A 19,489-nucleotide genomic window follows, 5' to 3' on the forward strand; every position below is an offset into this window, starting at 1 on the left:
CACGGGGGTCGTCTGACGAAGATGGATCTCGTCGGATATCTTGAAAGCCGACGGATGCCGACTCCATCAACCCCGACAGCGGTGCAGCCCGTAGCAGTGGCAGCGTCGAGTGTTGCCGGTGGCGCCGCGCGAACGGAGATCATAGAGATGGATCGAATGCGCCAGATCATATCGGAGCATATGATCTCATCCAAGCGCACCTCCGCTCACGTGACGAGTTTTGCCGAGGTCGATGTGACAGGACTCGTGCAATTGCGTGAGACGCGAAAGGCCGCATTTCTCGCCAGCGAGGGAGTCAAGCTCACGTACACGCCGTTTTTCGTCAAGGCGGCTGTCGATGCGCTTCGTGATCATCCGCTGATGAATTCTTCAGTCGAAGGCACGCGGATCATCGTCAAGAAGGACATTCACGTTGGAATCGCGGTGGCGCTCGGCAAGAGCGGCCTGGTAGTGCCGGTGATTCGTGACGCTGGTGACAAGAATGTCGCGGGTCTGGCTCGTTCGGCCGCGATGCTTGCGGAGCGGGCGCGGAGCAAGCAGCTTCAGCCTGATGACCTGCAGGGAGGTACCTTCACGGTGACAAATGTCGGCTCTCTGGGCTCACTCATGGGAACGCCCATCATCGCGCAGCCACAGGTGGCTATTCTGGCGACAGGCGCCATCAAGAAGAGACCGGTCGTGATCGAAGACAATGATCTGGGTGATGTGATCGCGATTCGGCACATGATGTACGTCTCGTTGAGCTACGATCATCGCATCATCGACGGCGCGATGGCCTCTTCGTACCTGCAGCGCCTGATTGTGGAACTGGAATCGTACTCAGCCGAATCGGCGATCTAGTCTGAAGACGGTCCTTTTCGGGCACTTCCTGCAAGGAATTATGTCCGTTATTGCATCTCTGATGACCGTTATTGTAACTTGGGGTACTCAGGTCGACGGATCCTGACCCGCACATCGGGCAGGAGAGCGAGCACTGGCGCTCCCGTCGAAGGAAGAACTCCAGCACATGGGCAGCAAGTCTACCAAAGTCGGCTCCGGGTCGACTACGCGACGCCGAAAGTCGCTAAGCCTCTCGTCCGGCGAACTTCGTCGGCGCATCGACGATTTTCTCCGTGAGTATCTGACGGAGAAGAGCCCGGCCACGGTGGGCACCTATCGGCGTGCGCTGAACGAGTTTGAACGCTGGTTTGTCCGGATCAAGGGCAAGTTCGGGTTCAGCGTCGAGGACGTGACCGACTACAAGACGTACCTGATGGAGGATCGCGAATTGCATCAGGTTTCGGTTTCGACCTACCTGACGGCCCTAAGGCGGTTCTGTCAGTATCTGGTAGATATCGGACTGCTGGAAGAGAATCCGGCCCGGCAGGTCAAGGGGAACCGGCGACCCACAAGTCACTCCAGAGAAGTCCTTACGCTATCCGAGATCAAGTCACTTCAGAAGGAACTGACGGTGAACTCGATGATCGGCGTTCGTGACAGGGCCATCGTCTCTCTGATGCTGTATGGCGGGATGAGCGAGATCGAGATCGTGCGTGCGGACGTGCGTGATATCGAGCAGACGCTCATGGGATGGTACCTCCGGGTGCAGGGCAAGGGCAGAACCGTGAAGGACCAATCGATCCCGCTGGACGGCCGGGTACTCAGCGATTTACAGGAGTACCTGGAGCGTCGCGGACGTGTCCGGCCGGAAGACGCACTGTTTGCTTCGCATGGGCACCGCTCCGAGGGTGAAAGACTCAATACACGGTCGGTACGAAGCCGTATCAACGGATATCTGAAATCGGCCGGCCTCAAACGGCCCGGCATCACACCCCATAGCCTGACTCACACTGCCGCATTGATCTGGCTCAATGAAGGGGTGGACGTTGAGGAGGTGAAGCGGCGCATGCGCCACGGCACGCTTGAGACGACGATGATCTACTTCAAGCAGCAGGGGCTTCTAAAGGGAAAGCGATCACCCGGCTAGCCCCCTGATTCTTTACAGCGTCGTGCCGATCGTGAGCTGGTTCAGGCCACCTAGCGACGACCATGAACTGTATGCGTAGTCGAACTTGATCCGACGGACCACGATCCCGGCCCCGATACCCACTCCTGCAAAGTCCAGGCGGCTCTTCTGCTTCAGCGACTCGTGCTTCCGATGATTGTATCCCAGTCGCACGTGGAATGCGGGAGAGAACCGGACCTCTCCACCGAACGCGAGGTACTGGAAGACCGAACCGATACCCGACGCGCCTTCCGGGGCGTTTCCGATGTTGTGGAGATCGAAGGCCGTCGCCGTCAACAGGATCGGCAGATGCTCGAGCTTCTTGGCTATACCGATTCGCAGGTCGAACGGCAGCTCGTCGCGGGTTTCGCCGAATGAACTTACTGTCACACCGACGTTGTTCAGTGAAACGCTCGCGGCAAAATTCGATTCGGCGAGGACATACGTGGCGCCGAAGTCGGCAGCCAAAGCGGAGGCGTGATACGTATCGATCGACGAGTAGACAACATGCAGATTGGCACCGTATCGTATTCGACTGTTGTATTCTCGGGCAGCGCCAACGGTCAGTGCGATATCGCCGGCAGAAAACGTGCCGTCTCTTTCTCCGAATTCATTTGCGCGGTCGAAGGACCCCCAGCTCAGGAATCGCAGTCCCGCTCCGAACGAAGCCACGCCATCAACGTGCCTGGAGTAGGTGAGAAAGGCGGCGTTGATGTCGGAGAGATGATTCAGGTAAGAAAATGAAATCGACCCCGACGTCTCTTCACTCAGCAGTGCCGGATTGTAGTACAGGGCGTTCACGTCGCCGTCAAAGATCGCCATGAAAGATCCTGCCAACGCGGCAGACCGTGCGGAGGGATCCATTCGAAGGAACGAGAATCCGGTGACGCGATCAGCCTGCCCGAGAGCGACGGACGACATTGCGAAGGTCAGGATTGCCAGTACGGCCGTCGTCAATCTCATCAATATCGGACCGCTAATTGGTTGCTTGTTATTGCAGGTCTAATCGGCTTCGAGTATCGGCAACGTAACGCGAAAGGGAAAGTCACATAGGTTTGCCTTCACATCAGTAGCGGTAGATATACCCCCATGCACGTATGGGGTTCGGCCGGCACGATCCACGATTCGACCGGGCCCGTCTCCGTGCGAGTGCCGGGCGAAAAATTCGGCAATGCGGGGGAACGGATATCGGGTCGGCAGCGTGACAGAACGCGGCCTTATCGACTGTTGGACCGCTTTTTGTTATTCGTAGTTTCCCCCGGGGAAAACGCTTTTTTTGGCCTTCCAGGACACAATCCCCAGTCCGCGGCGGTCAGTCTTTCGAATGATCCGGTCGTTATGTCACGTTGAGTACGCCGGCCTGAATGATAGCTATGTTGAATCTGCTGAAGATGGTGATGGGCGATAGCAACGAGCGCGAGCTCAAGAAGCTGTGGCCTGTCGTAGAAGAGATCAAGTCTTTCGAGCCACAGGTCCAGGCGCTTTCGGACGAACAGTTGAAGGCCAAGACGGGCGAGTTCAAGGCCAAGATTCGCGAGGCGGTAGCCGCGATTGAGGAAGAGCGCGACAAGATCAAGAAAGAACTGCGACGCGTTCCATCAAAGGTGATGGTTGAGGGGAACGGGCAGAGCGCAGGTGACGACGAGCGACTTGATCTCGAAGACCGTCTGGACTTGTACGACCGCCTCGATCAGCTGGAAGCTGACTGGCTTGAAGCGGTGGAGGACACGCTCGACGAGATCCTCCCGGAGGCATTTGCCGTTGTCAAGGACGCGTGTCGGCGGATGCTGGGAACGACGTGGGACGCGGGTGGCCAGACTATCACATGGGACATGGTGCCGTACGACGTGCAGCTGCTTGGCGGGGTCGTGCTGCACCAGGGCCAGATTGCCGAGATGAAAACCGGTGAGGGCAAGACCCTTGTCGCTGTCGCTCCTGTCTATCTCAACGCACTGGTCGGTAAGGGTGTGCACCTCGTAACGGTGAACCCGTATCTGGCGGAGCGCGATTCGCAGTGGATGGGTCCGGTACTGGAGTATCTGGGTCTTACAGTGGCTGTCATTGACAAGCACGAGCCCCACTCGCCTGCGAGACGTGCGGCGTACGCGGCCGATGTCACGTACGGTACGAACAACGAATTCGGCTTCGACTATCTCAGGGATAACTCATTTGTTATCGACCCGGAACAGCTGGTTCAGCGCGGTCATCATTTTGCGATTGTTGACGAAGTCGACTCCGTGCTGGTGGACGAAGCGAGGACGCCCCTCATCATCTCGGGCCCCGTTCCGCAGGCTGAAGAGAACAGCTTCATGGAACTTCGCCAGCCACTCGAGAAGCTTGTCTTCGCGCAGAAGAAGCTGGTTGCTCAGCTTGTGTCGGAGGCCGAGCAGGGGCTGAAGGGAATGGAGGCCGCCGAAGCCGCGGGCGACCGAAAGAAAGCCGCCGAACATGAAACGGACGCCGGCCTGGCGTTGCTCAGGGCGCACCGGGGATTCCAGAAGAACAAGAAATTGCGAAAGCTGCTGGGAGAACCCGGCGTGGCACAGCTACTCCAGCGGACAGAGTTTCTCTACCTGCAGGACAATGCGAAGAACATGCCTTTCGTAGACGACGAGCTGTACTTCGCGCTTGATGAGAAGCAGCACTCACTGGAGATGAGCGAGAAGGGTCGGGAATATATCTCGAGAACAGCGGGCGAGGATAAGGATCTGTTCGTTCTGCCGGACCTGGGTGAGGAGATTGCGCGGATGGAGCGCGAGCTCAAAGAGCGGCTCGAGGCGCTCGATGACCAGTATGCCGATGCAGAAGACCTCACAGAGGAGAAGGCCCAGAACAAGCTCGAGAATGACCGACGGATTGCTCGCAAGGATTTTGAAGAAGCCAGAAGGGATCTGTACAACACGTATTCGGACAGGGCCGAGCGGCTACATGCTATCGAGCAGCTTCTGAAAGCGTACACCCTGTACGAGAAAGATGTCGAGTACATCGTTCAGGAAGGCCGGGTGATGATTGTGGACCAGCACACCGGCCGCGTACTCGCCGGCCGTCGTTACTCGGACGGGCTTCACCAGGCGATCGAAGCCAAGGAAAACGTCAAAGTGCAGGCGGCGACTCAGACATATGCGACCATCACGCTGCAGAACTATTTCCGCATGTACCACAAGCTGTCAGGCATGACGGGAACGGCAGAAACCGAGGCGGAGGAATTCCACAAGATCTACAAGATGGACGTCATCGTCATTCCGACGAACGAACCCATTCAGCGAGCGGATCTTGACGACCTCGTGTTCAAGACCACGCGTGAGAAGTACACGGCTGTTATCGACAAGATCAGAGAGTACCACGAAAAGGGTCAGCCGGTGCTTGTCGGTACGACGTCGGTCGAGGTTTCCGAGACCTTGAGTCGCATGTTGCAGCGTCAGGGAATTAAGCACAATGTTCTGAACGCGAAGCAGGACCGGGCAAAGACGGAGGCGCTGATTGTCGCCGAGGCCGGCCATCGCGCGGCCGTAACGATTGCGACGAACATGGCTGGTCGTGGTACCGACATCAAGTTGAGTCCGGGTGTGGTTGAGCTTGGAGGGCTAGCGATCCTCGGGACGGAACGGCATGAGAGCCGGCGTATTGACCTGCAGTTGCGCGGTCGGGCCGGCCGACAGGGCGATCCCGGCGAAAGTCAGTTTTACGTTTCACTCGATGACAACCTCATGCGACTTTTTGGCTCCGATCGTGTGGCGAAAGTCATGGATCGTCTGGGAGTCGAAGACGGCGAGGTGATCACGCATCCGTGGGTGAACAAGAGTATTGAGCGCGCTCAGAAGAAGGTCGAGCAGAACAACTTTGCGATTCGGAAGCGTCAGTTGGAGTACGATGACGTGCTGAATTCCCAGCGCGCCGTCATATACGACCGACGCCTGCATGCACTGAAGGGTGAGCGCCTGCGCGGCGACTTGCTGGAGATGTTGGGCCAGGTGGTGGAAGGGATCGTTGAGGTGCATTATGGCCCGGGAACCGTCGACGAAATGCGCGAGGAGTTACTTCGCACCCTGGCCCTCGGCTTTGAAATCGATCGACAGGAATTCATCAACCTGGGACAGGAAGGCGTCGTCGATCGTGTTATCGACGCAGCGGTTGAGTTCTATGATGGGAAGCGCGACATGCTCGCGGCTCCGTTCTACGAGAGCATCCGCCAGGTCATGGAGAGCGATCAGGAAAACAAGCCCGAGCGTGTGTACGTCGATTTCACGGATGGCCGGAAGATTATGCGTTCCGTGGCGCGCGTAGCTGATACGATTGAGACGCAGGGCCACGAGATCAACGATGCGCTCGAGCGTGCGGCCTTACTGTCCTTCATTGATGCGCACTGGACCGAGCACCTGAGGAATCTCGACGAGCTGAAGGAGGCGGTTGGTCTGAGGGCGTACGGACAACGGGACCCGCTGATTGAGTACAAGATGGAGGCGTTCAAGCTCTTCAAGGAGCTGATGGATGCCGTGAGCAGCGACTTTGTCAGCTTCGTATTTCGTGCGGGTCCACTGGTCGACGGGAAGAAGGCGCCCAGTCGCCCTGCGGCACCGCGAAAGCGCCGCCTGGATCCATCGCGTGCGAGAGCCAGCCATGCGGCCGCATCAGCCGGCTATGGTGTCGACGCAGCCGGAGCATCCAGCGATGCAAGCAAGCGCGACCCGACGGCAAAGCAGCAGCCGGCGAAAGCCACCGACCGCGTGGGACGGAACGATCCGTGTCCATGCGGCAGTGGAAAGAAGTACAAGCATTGCCATGGCGCTTAAATAGCGCCGATTTCGGACGATAGGCATCCTTGTGGAGTATCTTTTTTGCGATCACAGAATCCACCGGCTGACGTTATGCGTCGGCCACTCGTGATCGACCCTTTTCCGTCCATTTTGTGCTAAGATCACTTCATATTCGCGACTTCGCGTTGATCGAGGATCTGAAGGTCAGTTTCGGACCCGGACTCAACATTATCACCGGAGAGACCGGTGCCGGCAAGTCGATTCTAATCGGCGCGCTGAAGATGATCCTCGGTGAGCGGGCTCTCAAAGACGTCATACGTGTTGGAGCCGAGAAATCTGTAATCGAGGGAGTGTTCGACCATGTGGACAGCGAAGACATCCGGGCTTTGCTGAGTGCTGCGGAAGTCGAATGGCAACCCCTGCTCGTTGTTCGCCGTGAAATATCCGCCTCGCAAAGTCGGGCGTTTATCAACGACACGCCGACCACCGCAACGGCACTCAGAGATGTAGCAGATCATCTCATTGATCTTCACGGACAGCATGAGCATCAATCGCTGCTGCGTACAGAAACGCACGTAGATCTACTCGACAACTTCGGGAATCTGTCCGACACCCTTGATGAGTACAGCCGCGCTTTCAAGAAGGCACAGAATGTGTCGAACGAACTGGAGCGTATGTCGCGTCGCAAGGGTGTGCTGGCCGAGCGCCGCGAGTTATTCGAATATCAGATTGCTGAAATCGACCGTGTCGGACCAGTCGCGGATGAGGAAGCCAAACTGCAGCGCGAGCAGGAAGTACTGGAGAATACTGAGCGACTCAGCGAACTTGCGGCTCGCCTGCACGAAACGCTCTATGATTCTGATGGCTCGGTCTACGAGCGGCTCGGCGAGGCGATGCGCGATTTTGCCGATCTAATCCGTATTGACCGGGAGTTGGAGACGACGTTTTCCGAGATCGAGTCGGCAAAGGTTGTTGTTGATGAAGTCTCGCGAACGCTGTCCAATTACGCTTCCTCTCTGGAGTTCGATGCCGAACGTCTGGAAGTTGTTCGGGAGCGCCTCTCGGAGTACCAGGGCCTTGCGAAGAAGTACGGCGGTTCCGTCGAGGCTGTAATCGAGCATCGCACGCGCATTGGTCGCGAGCACGAAACAGCTACGAATTTCGACGCGGCAATCGAGCGGCTTGAGAAAGCTATGGAGGAGTCGTGCGCGTCCCTGACGGAGCTTGCGTTCCGACTCTCCGATGAGAGGGTCGCGAACGCGACGAAGGTCCAGAATGCAGTGGTGAGCGAACTGTCGAGTCTGGGAATTCGGAAACCCGAGTTTGAGGTCCAGGTCGAGCGTGTTGAGGACAAGGACGGCTGGGTATGGTCCAGATGGGAAAGCTCTGCGCCCGTGAAGTACCGGGCGTCAGCCCGCGGCATCGACCGCGTGGAATTTCTGATCAGCACGAACGTCGGTGAGTCCGTAAAGCCGCTGGCGAAGGTTGCGTCCGGAGGAGAGGTAAGTCGTATCATGCTCGCGCTGAAGACGATCCTCGCGAAGAGCGACGCATTTCCGATACTTGTCTTTGACGAGATAGACGCGGGCATTTCCGGTGCGATCTCTCAGAAGGTGGGCGAGAGCCTTCGGGACCTGGCAGTGGGCCATCAGATATTATGCATCACGCATCTACCCCAGGTTGCCGCGATGGCGGACCTGCACTTCGTGGTGGAGAAGACGGTAGCCGGCCAACGGACGCGCACATCCATACGACGGCTGGGAGACAAGGAGCGAACAGAAGAAGTCGCATCTCTCATGAGCGGCGCCGAGATCACAGAAGCGAGCCTCCAGAGCGCAAGAGAGCTGATGGAAATCGCCAGTCGCGCGGACGTAAAGGAGCCCGTCAAGCAAGTCTCGAATTCGTAAGAAATCCGGCTCGGATTGGTTGCCGCCTGTTGATCCCATCTGACCGTCTGCCAATATTGGTGCCTCTCGATTTTCTCTGACACAACCGGGGTGGCTCCATGGCTGGCGACGCGATCAAATTCGGCACCGACGGGTGGCGTGCGATCATTGCAGATACGTACACATTCGATAATGTGGCGAAGGTAGCGCAGGCAACGTCTCAGTGGCTGCATCGCGAATATGGGAAAGATCCTGCCGTGGTGATTGGTCACGACACGCGATTCCTGGGCAGAGAGTTTTCAGAGCACTGCGCACGGGTATTTGCGGCGGCTGGAGTGCGCGTTATTCTCGCGGATGCTGTTGCGACAACGCCCGCCATTAGCTGGGCTGCAAAGGAATATGGCTGCAGTGCGGGGATCGTCATTACGGCGAGCCACAATCCTCCCGCCTACAGCGGCTACAAAATCAAAGCCCATTTTGGTGGACCGGCGACACCCGACATGATCGACGCCGTCGAGGCTGAACTGGATCGGCTGGATGAGATCGGGACGCTCGTGCCCTTCGATAAGCTGGTTGAGTCGGGTGACGTCGAACTCAAGGACATTGCCGGCGCGTACGTAGCGGTTCTCAGGAACAGACTGGATATCGCGGCCATCCGTAAGTCGGGTATCCGAGTCGCCCACGACGCCATGTTTGGTGCCGGCCGAGGGGTAATTTCGACGCTGCTTGGTTCGAAGAACGTGGCGGAGCTTCGATCGGAATACAATCCCGGCTTCGGTGGGCAGGCCCCGGAGCCGATCGAACGCAATCTCGAGGATCTGTCAAAGACCGTCGTGGCGCAGAAGTGTGCGGTCGGAATCGCGAACGATGGCGATGCGGACAGAGTTGGTATGTATGACGAAAAAGGCGAATTCGTCAGCTCTCATTTGATGCTCGCATTGCTCGTCAAGTATCTCCACAGGGAACAGGGCCTGTCGGGTGATATCGTCAAGACCTTCTCGACTACTCATATGTTGGATCGGATCGGCGAAGCGTACGGTCTTCCGGTGCAGACAACGCCTATCGGCTTCAAATACATCGCGTCGAAAATCGTCGAAGGAGACGTACTCGTCGGCGGCGAGGAGTCAGGGGGTATGGCAGTCAAAGGACATATCCCTGAGCGGGACGGGATCTACATTGGTTTGTTGATTACGGAGATGGTCGTCAAGAGGGGCAAGCCCCTGTCGGAACTCGTAGACGAGCTATACGACGAGTTTGGTGGTCACTATACGTATCGCGTGGACGTGCACACTACCGAGGAGAAGAAGAAGGCCGTACTCGAACGACTTGAGAGCGAAGGAGGTCTTCAAACGATCGCCGGCCATCGCGTCTCCGAGCTGCAAACGATGGACGGCTACAAGCACACGTCGGATGGTGGCTGGCTGCTTATCCGGCCGTCCGGTACCGAGCCGGTGCTTCGTGTCTATTCTGAATCCGACACGCCCGAGCATGCTACGGAGATTGTTGACGACGCGCTGAAACAGCTGGGTGTATAAGGGGCGGAGATCCTGCCGTTACAGACATGAAGATGTATACGTCCGTTCGCACCTTGCTGCCTGGAGCGATGCTGGTGTTCTTGTGCGGATGCGCCATCGTCGACAACGTAAGTGAGGACGGCACGGCAGGCTACCTCAGCTTTGGTTTCGAAGAAGCGGCATTCAGGCCGTGCGGCGTCGATGAGTCGTGGTGGGTTGCAGCGGATCCCGAGGTCGAGTTGTGGGATACGTATGCAGCCGTTGCCGGCGATCCTCTTGGATACATCCGGGTGTATGCCCGACTGGTCGGCTCCCGGTCAAGCCTGGGACAATATGGACACCTCGGTGCGTACGACCGGGAGTTCTCTGTGACGGCAATCGTGGAGATGCGGGAAGTCAAGGGCGACGACTGCACCTGGCCGGGAGATGTCAGGCTCGGACCGCAATAGCCTGGTCGGAATAACGCGCCCCCAGATCGGCGCATAACGTCTCCAGGTGACGTCGATCGATTTCGTTGAACGCGTCGGGGGAGTCAGAGTCCACGTCCAGCACGCCCAGAAGTTGGCCGTCGGGCGTCAGGATGGGCACCACAATCTCAGAGCGCGTGGTCGATGAACAGGCTATGTGACCGGGGAACGCGTCTACATCGGGGACCAACTGTGTCACCCTCTCGCGCGCTGCCGCTCCGCAGACACCCTGGCCGAATGAGATTCTCAGACAACCGTGCCCACCCTGATAGGGACCGATCACCAGTGTGTCAGACGAGACGGCGCGGTAGAAGCCCGTCCAGTTGAAATGATCAAACGAATTGTGCAGCTCACAGGCGGTCGTCGCCATCGCAGCAATCCAGTCCGTCTCACCATCCAGCAACGCCTGAATCGCCGCAAGGACACGAACGTATCTGTCGTCTCGATTCTCAGTCGAGCTCTGCAATCTCTGACGTTCTGACAACATCTTGCTGGCGACTAACTATTCAAACTTCACTCCTTTCCAGAATGCTACGTGGTCCTTTATCTGGGAGGCCGCGGCCTTGGGATTCGGATAGTACCACGCCGCATCTCTATTCACTTCTCCGTTCACATCCAACGAATAGTAATTCGCCAGGCCCTTCCACGGGCACGTCGACGTGGTCTCGCTCTTTAGAAGGTACCTGGGGTCGAGTGACTCGGGAGGGAAGTAGTGATTTCCCTCAACGACTACCGTGTCGTTGCTCTCGGCAATGATGACGTCGTTCCAGATCGCTTTCATAATGTTCGTTCGGACGGATTGAGATACTGATAGGCGACAACAGCCACAACGAGCCCGCGGGCGACCCAGGCTATCGTGCGAACCCAGTTTGTCGTCAAAAGTTTTCGGTGTACAAGTGAATCAAAACCGCTACCAAGCTCGCGATGAAGAGGCACCTGGACGAATGCTGTAGAGATCCAGATGACCGCCAACAGAAACAGCCCGATCCAGGGCAACGATGTTGACACCGATGCAGGGCTCACGTACACCAGCACGATGGCGGTCAGGAACTCGGTCACCATCAACGGGGCGACAATCCAGGTGATGCGCTGTGTGTGCAACACTTCGTACGCCGTAAATGAGGAGGCGCCCACCGAGGAAAAGAGCGGATAGTGTACCACCTGAACCATAAGAATTACACCGACCATGGCCCATGTGGTGGCAACATGGGCAGTCAGTACGAGCCGCACGAGCTGTTCTAGAGCTACCGACTCGCTCATCATGAGGCCCCCGACAGATCCTTGATCACCGCGTCGGCCGCCCGTCGGCCGGAGCGAAGCGCGCCGTTGATGGACGCCGTGTCGACGTAGTCGCCGCAGCGATACACGGATGGGCGTACGCGGACAGGCTTTTCCGGTGGCGAAAGAAAAGGAGGCCGCTGATCTGGAAGTGCTACCGGGATGTGATAGGATCGTATGTGGCGCCAGTGCTGGACTACGGGTCCGAACCAATCGGTGAGCTGGGACCGGACGTCTGTCTCGAGCTCAACGGATGAGACGCTGGTCGGATCGTCGAGGACAGTCACGGAAATCAACGCTTCCTGCGTGGCGGAATATGCCGGCGCGACATTCGTGATAACAACGAGATTATTGATCGGGCCCGCTCCTTCACCGTTGAGTACGAGAAGCTTTTCGCTCACGGGTGCGTGTTCGGTGGCGAAATAGTGACAGTGGGTTCCTACGTAAACATGAGTGCCGTTCTCACCAAGTAGCCGATCGGCCTCGGGTCCTTCGACCGATATTACGACAGCCCTCGCAGCAATCGAGGACCCGTCGTCGAGAACAACGCTGTCGCTGCCAACCGAGCGAACACCAGTGCCAGGCCGGATGTCCACCGAGGTGAGGCGGGAAGCCATCTGGTCGGATATCCTCCCCATACCCTCCGCCGGAAGCGCCGCGCTCCCGACAGAGAACATCTTGAAGACAAACTCCATCATCCTGCTCGACCCCTGGAGGGATCGATCCAGAAGGATGCCGCCGAAGAAAGGCCGAAAGAAGCTTTCGATCATGGTCGGGGAAAATCGCCAGCGATCGCGGAGTGCTTCCAGCGTCGTCAGCTCTTCTCTTTCAAAGATTTCCGCTAACGACATTCGAGACAACCTCGATTTCATCGGAAGCATTTTCATCTTGTCAGCCAACGAGCCCACAGGCGCTTTGACTGTGCTCAGTAGCGTCGCCGGTTCACGTACGGGATCGGAGATTGTGTGGAAACGACCACCGATTCTTACGATTGCGCCAGGGGCAAAATCCTGCAAGTCAAGCCCGTCGAAGTCGAGCGCATCTCGCGCATCGGGATAGCCCGTGAGCAGGACCTGGAACCCGCGATCCAGAAAGAACCCGTCCACCTCGTCTGTCTGAACTCTGCCTCCGACGCGCGATTGCTTCTCAATAAGAATGACCGCAATCCCCGTGTTGGCAAGCGCCTGTGCGCATCGCATTCCGGCGAGACCGGCGCCTACGATTACGACGGGAAGTTCGGTGGCATCTGCGCTCATTTCAACGTTCTTTGCTTGCCGACCATGGATATCCGAGTTGATGTCTGAGCGCCGACTCGGCTGTCGGATACAGAAAGTCGTATCCGGATCGCTTCAGCACACGCGGGAGAACTTTTGCACCGGAGAGGATCACGTCCTTTCCCATTTCGCCGGTTGCTAGGCCTGTGAGCCAGGTCGGCACGGTTACAAACGTCGGCCGTCTCACAACCTTCCCGATCGTCGTGGCGAAATCGTCCCAGTTCAACGGATCGGGTCCCGTCATATTCACCGGTCCACTCACGCTGTCTGAACATATGATATGATATAGCCCGCCGACCACATCGTCCAGAGCGATCCAGCTGAGAAACGTGCGGGGGTCGCCGAAGCGCCCGCCGAGGCCCAGTTTGAACAGTGGCAGCATCGGGGCAAGCGCCCCGCCGCCGCCGGACACCACGATGCCGGTTCTGACGTTGGCCGTACGGATGCCGGCGCTCCTTGCGGCGTCGCAAGCCGACTCCCAGTCTGCACACACTTTTGCCAGGTACGAGTGGCGGTCGAGGGAAGATGTCTCGTCAATCGTCTCGTCGCCGCGGTCACCGTAAATGCCTATGGCGGAGGATGATACAAAGACGGATGGGGGGCGCTGCAGGGAGGCGACGGTTGTGGCCAGGAGTCGGGTTCCATTGATCCGGCTGTCGTAGATGCGCTGCTTCTTGGCGTCCGTCCAGCGCGGCGCCATGAGGTTCTCGCCGGCAAGGTGGACTACGGCGTCGAGCCCTTCGAGGCGTGGCGCGTCGACGACGTTGTCGCGTACGTTCCAATAGATTTCGTCGTCACTAACGGGCCGGCTCCGAACAAGACGGAGCACGGTGTGTCCGCCCGTCTGGAGAAACGCGACAAGCGCGGAACCAATCAGGCCGGACGCTCCCGTCACGGCAATCTTGAGAGGACGCGTTCGGTATCGTGAATGAAGATGCAGGTCATTCTTGGTAATGGCGTGCCGGTAGGCGAACTGGGCCTCAAGGCTGGTTCGAACATGTCCTGCGGCGAGTGCGCCGACAGAGCCGGCCGGCAGCTTAAAATCGATGGAGTCCGTCAGCCTGCAGCCACCCCGCTCCGTCTCCTCGAACCGGTGCGTGTGAGTCCATGACGCAAACGGTCCGTCAAGCTGATCGTCCGTGAAAGACTGACCTGGAGTGTAGTCCCGATGACCGGCCACCCACAGAACGGACAGTGGCCCCCAACCAAGTCGAATCCGGGCCTTGTCACCGTCCCGTATTCCTTCAAACGACTCCAGTCGCATGGGTACCCACGGTGGTGTGAGTCTGGCCAGAGCCCCGGGGCGTTCGTGCCATGCGAATACTTCAGCGGGCGGCTGCTCGAGTTCGGACGAGTATGAAAAGTGCTGCGCCATGACTGTTGGACGTCAGGAGATTGTTTCGAAAGCGGTGAGCGCTTGTCGGCGCGCTTCGGCATGATCCACGAGTGGAAGAGGGTAATCTGAACCAAGCTCGACGGAGGCGTCGGTGAGCACATCGGCCGGAGCCTCCCTTGGGCAATGTTTGTACTTGTCGGGTAGTCGGACGAGTTCGGGGTTCCTTTTGCGAACGTACGCTCCTTCTGGATCAAACCGCTTTCCCTGCGAAACGGGATTAAAGATCCGGAAGAAGGGCTGTGCATCTGCGCCCGATCCGGCCGCCCATTGCCACCCCATTGTGTTGTTGGCAAGGTCTCCGTCAACCAGCGTATCCCAGAACCATCGAGCCCCTTCCTGCCAGTGAATAAGCAGATCCTTCGTGAGGAACGACGCAACGACCATTCGCACCCGATTGTGCATCCAACCGATATGCCACAATTGCCTCATACCGGCGTCTACAATCGGATAGCCGGTCAAACCCCGTTGCCAGAGTTTGAGGACCCGGTCGTCATCCATCCATGGGAAGTTTGAGAAGCGTTCGTTCAAAGGCTCCTGCGGAGTGGAGGGATAGTGATCGAGCAGGTGGTACGAGAACTCGCGCCACCCGATTTCGCGCAAGTACGATTCTTTCCCGTCGCTATCGGGAACGTTCGCCATGATGTGATTCCAGACCTGTCGCGGGCTGATCTCACCATGCCGGAGGTGGGGTGACAGCATCGACGTACCGTCGTGGCTCGGAAGATTCCTGCGCCGGTCGTAGTCGGTTATGCTTTCGTCCGCGAACGACTGCAGGACATCGAGTGCCCCGGTCTCACCTGGTCGCCATGTATCGCGGAGCCCTTGCGCCCAGTCGGGGCGGGGAAGCAACGAAAGTTCGTCGATCGATACGCTGTTGGGCCACTCCGAGGGAGACGTCTCTCTCAATGTCGGTCGAGGAAGGCCGCTCGGGACATCCACTACCGACAGGAATTTCTTCCAGAACGGAGTGAAGACGCGATAGGGCCCATCCTTGCCGGTACGTACCTGATCGGGATCGTGCAGTGTGACGGATTGATATCGAACGGTATTTATTCCCTTCGCGGCGAGACGTTTTTCGATGATCGCGTCTCGATCACGGAGTGCGGGTTCGTACCTGTCATTCCAGGCGACGCAGCTCGCGCCGGTTTCTTCGGCGAGGGACAGCAGGACGTCCTCACTCGGACCTTTTCTTACGACCAGCCTGGAACCCGCAGACTCGAGATCCGCGGCAAGCGAGTAGAGCGAATGATGCAGCCACCACCGATGCGCGCCTCCGGGAGCCCATGCACCGTGCTCCTCAGGCGCCCAGATGAATACGGGTATGACGTTCCCGTCCACCGCTGCTCGATGCAACGCCGGATTGTCCGCCAGTCTCAAGTCATTCTCGAACCAGACTATCGTGCTCATGAGAGGCCGTCGGGGATCAGTTCGGTGCAGTGATTTGGAGTGGACCTACCCCGGAATTGATCAGGGTCAAGATTCCTCGGTGTGCCGGTAGTTCATTTACCGAGGTCTCAGTTGTCCCAGCCCACCGTCAACTCCAATGACCTGTCCGGTCACCCAGTTGTTTCCCGGGTCGAGGAGCCACACGATGGCGGATGCGATGTCATCCGGTTGGCCCAGACGCCCCAGGGCATGCATCGATTTCGATGCTTCCAACGAGGCCTCGTTTTCGAACAGGCCGCTCGTCATTCGTGTTTGTGTCAGTCCGGGCGCCACGCAGTTGACGCGAATGTTGCGGGGGGCGTATGTGGCGGCCGCTGAGCGCGCCAGACCGATGATACCACTTTTCGCGGCCGCTATGGCCTCATGATTCGCGAGTCCCGTTTGAGCGACGGCGGAACTGCATAGGACTATAGAGCCGCCCGTACTCATCATGCCTCGGACTCCCGCCTTCACAGTGTTGAACGCGGTCCGGAGGTTGACAGTTATGGTTTCGTCAAACTCTTCGTCCGAAGTCAGGTGCGCGGGCTTGAGCAGGATAGAGCCGACGCAGCACACTATTCCATCGATCTTGCCGAATTCGGTCCGCGCGAACGACGCTACTTCCTGCAATTGAGGATAATCTGTTGCATCAACGGTTCGAGAGACGGCCCCGAGATCAGCCGCAAGCGACTGCAGCGGTTGCTCCGTGCGGGCCGCGAGTACGAGGTTTGAACCGCTGGCAGAGAGGAGCCGGCTGACGGCGCTACCTATTCCTCCGGTCGCTCCAACTACGATGTAGGTCGGGCTGCTGTTATTCACTGGTCAGTACGATTGGTCAAAAAAAAGCGGGGACCGTGAGATCCCCGCCCTTGTTCGTCAGCTGAGGGTCCTAGCTCGCAGGGAGAAGGACCGCGTCGATGACATGGATCACGCCATTGTCTGCCTGTACGTCGACGGTCGTCACCTGGGCACCATTAATGAAGACGGAACCATCGACGACCTCGATTGATACAGTCTGACCGAGGAGGGTCGTCGCAGAGGTCAGAGTTACGACCTGGCTGGAGGTCACTCGTCCCGACACGACGTGGTAGGTCAGGATGTCCGACAGAGTGCTCTGGTTTTCGGGAAGCAGAAGGCTTTCGACCGTTCCGGCCGGCAGAGCGGCAAACGCTGCGTCGGTCGGAGCGAACACGGTGAACGGACCGTCTGCTTCGAGTGCGCCCCGCAGGCCGGCCGCGTCAATGGCTGCTACGAGAGTCGAGAAGCCATTCTCCTGGGCTACGTCATAAACGGTTCCGACGGAGTCGTCAGCCGAGTCCGAATCACAGCCGGTGGCCGTGAAGCCGAAGAGGATGAGCGTGATTGTGGCTATCGTGCCGGTCATTCTTTCAAGTTGCTTGATCATGGGTCTATTGTGATTGCGGTGAGTGTTGTTGTAGGTACGTTTTGGAGTAAAAGTCAGGGGTGAAGCGGTCGGACGGGTGCTCCAGGCCCGTCCGACCCGAGACTGGGTCGCCTCGAGAGGTCGTCTTGGCAGTCTCGGTGCTTCGCCCCGTTGGGTCACGAACGTCAGGATCGAGCGATCCACTGTTCGTGTAATCATTCATATCAATCATAACGTTCAATTCGTTCACAATGTTACATCACACCGAACATTTTGTCAACAGTTTTCCAAATAGGGGATTGAACTCTCACCAAATTGCCTTTTATATAGCCTGCATGGTATATTCTACTGTTCGCCCGTAAAGATGGCTTTCAGGACTGTTATGAACGATTTAGACTCTCAGACCCTCTCTCCGAAAGAGCTGGCGGCCGTAGTGGGCGTGAGCCAATCGTCGATCAAGCGCTGGGTCGATGTCGGACACATCGCCGTTACGCGTACGGCGGGAGGGCATCGACGAATTTCCCGGAACGCTGCTCTGCGCTTCATCCGATCAAAACGAATGCGGGTTGTTCGGCCCGATCTCCTCGGTATCCCGGATTTCGCCAACGTCGACCGCCCTCTTGAATCCGGCGTCCTGAGCGGCGAATTCTTACACAGCCTCCTGGTTGCCGGCGATATGGTTCAGCTGCGGAGGGTCGTCACTGCCGCTTTCTTGTCCGGAACAGAGGCCGCGGTGCTATTCGACGGCCCGGTGGCCGACGCCTTGTCGAGAATCGGCGAGATCTGGAACACGGATCAGCGAGGAATCTTCATCGAGCACGGAGCCACATCTGCTTTCATTGAGGTAATCGGCCAACTCAGTGCACTGGTCGGAGCGCCGGCGGACGATGCGCCGCTGGCGGTGGGGGCGGCACCATTGAAGGACCCTCACATCTTACCCAGTCAGATGGTGTCGACAGTGTTGTTGGAGGCGGGCTGGCGCACACTGAACATGGGGCCGGCTACACCTCCGCACGCAATCATCGACGCGTGCGAGGCACACGAGGCTGAGCTCGTGTGGCTTGCCGTAAAATCAAAGCTCAGCTCCAGAGATCTTGACGCGCTTCGTGAAGCATGCTCTACTCTGCATGAGAGCGGTATTGCGGTAGTGGCCGGTGGGCGGGAAGTGGAGCGCACGGCTGCGCAGTGGCCCGACAGCGTGCAGCAGATATCGACCATGACCGATCTTGCCAGTGCCGCACGACGTATGCTCGCCGAACGGAAAGGGCCGTAGGCGGGATCAGGATTCGGCGCTGGTTCCGACGAGCGCCTCGATCGCTTCGCCGGCATCAATCACGCGGCCGACCTGCCGACTGTCTTCCACTTCGCGGCCCGTCGTCTGAAGAATGTCGTAGGCTCTCTCGGCAGTCAGTCCAGGATCGAGGGCGCGCATCGTCCCCAGAAGTCCGGCGACGAGCGGAGTTGCCATCGACGTTCCACTCTTTGTCTCATAGCCGCCTTTCGGTACGAGCGACAGGATGTCAACGCCTGGCGCGGCGATCGGTCGTTTGAGACTGAAGTTCGTGTTCGAGAACGCCGCCTTTCGCAACGACGCGTCAATGGCGGACACGGCAATGACGCCGTCGATATTGGCCGGCATGTGATGGCCCGCATCCTGGTTCGAGTTGCCGGCCGCGGCAACAACGATCACGTCGCGTTTCTGGGCGAAATCGATCGCCTCCCTTATGACCCGCGGAGGCGTCGGGGAATAGTCTCCAAGGGACATTGATATGATATCAGCCCCATCCGATGTCGCGTCAATTACGGCCTGGGCAATAGACTCGACCGTGCCCATCCCGCTGGACGACAGGGCGCGGTACGAAGCGACTTCAACGAACTTCCCCTCCCAGTTCAGAGACGCCATGCCGAGACCGTTATTTGTTGCCGCACCGGCGATTCCGGCGCAGTGCGTGCCGTGTCCATGTGCGTCGTCATCCGCCGGACTATTGATAAACGTGCTGCGGATGTCCTCATGCTGGGCATCCACGCCCGTATCCAGGATTGCCACGATGGCCTTGCGAACCGGCTCGGTCTGCGAGAGGATTTCGTGAGCGCCATCAATGTTCGCAGCATCGAATGCCCACTGCG

The 19,489-nt window shown here is 58.2% G+C and carries 17 protein-coding genes; 7 read left to right on the forward strand and 10 right to left on the reverse strand.

Annotation, left to right across the window (positions count from 1 at the left end; translation table 11 throughout):
• Positions 1-840, forward strand: an 840-nt coding sequence (locus tag HKN37_08640; protein ID NNE46713.1) for a 2-oxo acid dehydrogenase subunit E2, incomplete at its 5' end; no start/stop codon positions are given.
• A gap of 166 nt (positions 841-1,006) precedes the next feature.
• Complete coding sequence (locus HKN37_08645; protein ID NNE46714.1) at positions 1,007-1,966, forward strand: tyrosine-type recombinase/integrase; 960 nt, start codon at positions 1,007-1,009, stop codon at positions 1,964-1,966.
• A 12-nt stretch (positions 1,967-1,978) separates the two neighbouring features.
• Here the strand turns inward: HKN37_08645 and porQ are convergent, their stop codons facing one another.
• Positions 1,979-2,947, reverse strand: coding sequence for a type IX secretion system protein PorQ (gene porQ, locus HKN37_08650; protein ID NNE46715.1), 969 nt, complete (start codon positions 2,945-2,947; stop codon positions 1,979-1,981).
• A 410-nt stretch (positions 2,948-3,357) separates the two neighbouring features.
• Here porQ and secA point away from each other — a divergent pair, with 410 nt between their 5' ends.
• From secA to HKN37_08670, 4 genes are all read left to right on the forward strand, one after another.
• On the forward strand, positions 3,358-6,774 hold the full coding sequence (gene secA / locus HKN37_08655) for a preprotein translocase subunit SecA (GenBank protein ID NNE46716.1): 3,417 nt from the start codon (positions 3,358-3,360) through the stop codon (positions 6,772-6,774).
• A 116-nt stretch (positions 6,775-6,890) separates the two neighbouring features.
• Entirely contained in the window at positions 6,891-8,645 is a 1,755-nt protein-coding gene (recN, locus tag HKN37_08660; protein NNE46717.1) for a DNA repair protein RecN, read from the forward strand.
• A gap of 98 nt (positions 8,646-8,743) precedes the next feature.
• Positions 8,744-10,159 (forward strand): phosphoglucomutase/phosphomannomutase family protein, encoded by a 1,416-nt coding sequence (locus HKN37_08665; protein ID NNE46718.1) that lies wholly within the window; start codon positions 8,744-8,746, stop codon positions 10,157-10,159.
• 26 nt (positions 10,160-10,185) lie between these two features.
• A complete protein-coding gene (locus tag HKN37_08670; protein ID NNE46719.1) occupies positions 10,186-10,587 on the forward strand; it encodes a hypothetical protein in 402 nt (133 codons plus the stop codon).
• On the opposite strand, the gene HKN37_08675 is transcribed toward HKN37_08670, so the two are convergent.
• The 8 genes from HKN37_08675 to HKN37_08710 form a co-directional block, all read right to left on the reverse strand.
• On the reverse strand, positions 10,568-11,092 hold the full coding sequence (locus tag HKN37_08675; GenBank protein ID NNE46720.1) for a GAF domain-containing protein: 525 nt from the start codon (positions 11,090-11,092) through the stop codon (positions 10,568-10,570). The genes HKN37_08670 and HKN37_08675 overlap by 20 nt on opposite strands.
• A 15-nt stretch (positions 11,093-11,107) precedes the next feature.
• Positions 11,108-11,386, reverse strand: coding sequence for a DUF427 domain-containing protein (locus HKN37_08680; GenBank protein NNE46721.1), 279 nt, complete (start codon positions 11,384-11,386; stop codon positions 11,108-11,110).
• Positions 11,383-11,865 carry a hypothetical protein gene (locus HKN37_08685; GenBank protein NNE46722.1) on the reverse strand — a complete coding sequence of 161 codons (483 nt, stop codon included), beginning with the start codon at positions 11,863-11,865 and terminating at the stop codon, positions 11,383-11,385. Before HKN37_08685 ends, HKN37_08680 begins: the two co-directional genes overlap by 4 nt.
• Positions 11,865-13,139: an NAD(P)-binding protein gene (locus tag HKN37_08690; protein ID NNE46723.1), complete on the reverse strand. Its 1,275-nt coding sequence runs from the start codon at positions 13,137-13,139 to the stop codon at positions 11,865-11,867. The genes HKN37_08685 and HKN37_08690 overlap by 1 nt, the downstream gene beginning before the upstream one ends.
• Position 13,140: 1 nt before the next feature.
• On the reverse strand, positions 13,141-14,532 hold the full coding sequence (locus tag HKN37_08695; protein NNE46724.1) for a TIGR01777 family protein: 1,392 nt from the start codon (positions 14,530-14,532) through the stop codon (positions 13,141-13,143).
• Positions 14,533-14,544: 12 nt separating this feature from the next.
• Positions 14,545-15,960, reverse strand: a complete 1,416-nt coding sequence (locus tag HKN37_08700) for a deoxyribodipyrimidine photo-lyase (GenBank protein NNE46725.1) — start codon at positions 15,958-15,960, stop codon at positions 14,545-14,547.
• A 96-nt stretch (positions 15,961-16,056) separates the two neighbouring features.
• The gene (locus HKN37_08705; protein NNE46726.1) at positions 16,057-16,797 is read right to left on the reverse strand and encodes an SDR family oxidoreductase; all 741 of its coding nucleotides are present in this window, start codon (positions 16,795-16,797) and stop codon (positions 16,057-16,059) included.
• A gap of 70 nt (positions 16,798-16,867) precedes the next feature.
• Positions 16,868-17,362 carry a fasciclin domain-containing protein gene (locus tag HKN37_08710; GenBank protein NNE46727.1) on the reverse strand — a complete coding sequence of 165 codons (495 nt, stop codon included), beginning with the start codon at positions 17,360-17,362 and terminating at the stop codon, positions 16,868-16,870.
• Between the two features lie 382 nt (positions 17,363-17,744).
• On the opposite strand from HKN37_08710, the gene HKN37_08715 reads away from it, so the two are divergent.
• A complete protein-coding gene (locus tag HKN37_08715; protein ID NNE46728.1) occupies positions 17,745-18,635 on the forward strand; it encodes an excisionase family DNA-binding protein in 891 nt (296 codons plus the stop codon).
• 6 nt (positions 18,636-18,641) lie between these two features.
• On the opposite strand, the gene HKN37_08720 is transcribed toward HKN37_08715, so the two are convergent.
• The coding region (locus HKN37_08720; protein NNE46729.1) for a S8 family serine peptidase at positions 18,642-19,489 on the reverse strand (848 nt) is incomplete at its 5' end.

The organism is Rhodothermales bacterium (assembly GCA_013002345.1).
Taxonomy (GTDB): domain Bacteria; phylum Bacteroidota; class Rhodothermia; order Rhodothermales; family JABDKH01; genus JABDKH01.

Coding starts and splice junctions, on each gene's coding strand:
- secA (NNE46716.1), top strand. CDS start 3,358: ATGTTGAATCTGCTGAAGATGGTGATGGGCGATAGCAACGAGCGCGAG.
- HKN37_08680 (NNE46721.1), bottom strand. CDS start 11,386: ATGAAAGCGATCTGGAACGACGTCATCATTGCCGAGAGCAACGACACG.
- HKN37_08690 (NNE46723.1), bottom strand. CDS start 13,139: ATGAGCGCAGATGCCACCGAACTTCCCGTCGTAATCGTAGGCGCCGGT.
- porQ (NNE46715.1), bottom strand. CDS start 2,947: ATGAGATTGACGACGGCCGTACTGGCAATCCTGACCTTCGCAATGTCG.
- HKN37_08710 (NNE46727.1), bottom strand. CDS start 17,362: ATGACCGGCACGATAGCCACAATCACGCTCATCCTCTTCGGCTTCACG.
- HKN37_08695 (NNE46724.1), bottom strand. CDS start 14,532: ATGGCGCAGCACTTTTCATACTCGTCCGAACTCGAGCAGCCGCCCGCT.
- HKN37_08675 (NNE46720.1), bottom strand. CDS start 11,092: ATGTTGTCAGAACGTCAGAGATTGCAGAGCTCGACTGAGAATCGAGAC.
- HKN37_08645 (NNE46714.1), top strand. CDS start 1,007: ATGGGCAGCAAGTCTACCAAAGTCGGCTCCGGGTCGACTACGCGACGC.
- HKN37_08715 (NNE46728.1), top strand. CDS start 17,745: ATGAACGATTTAGACTCTCAGACCCTCTCTCCGAAAGAGCTGGCGGCC.
- HKN37_08665 (NNE46718.1), top strand. CDS start 8,744: ATGGCTGGCGACGCGATCAAATTCGGCACCGACGGGTGGCGTGCGATC.
- HKN37_08670 (NNE46719.1), top strand. CDS start 10,186: ATGAAGATGTATACGTCCGTTCGCACCTTGCTGCCTGGAGCGATGCTG.
- HKN37_08700 (NNE46725.1), bottom strand. CDS start 15,960: ATGAGCACGATAGTCTGGTTCGAGAATGACTTGAGACTGGCGGACAAT.
- HKN37_08685 (NNE46722.1), bottom strand. CDS start 11,865: ATGAGCGAGTCGGTAGCTCTAGAACAGCTCGTGCGGCTCGTACTGACT.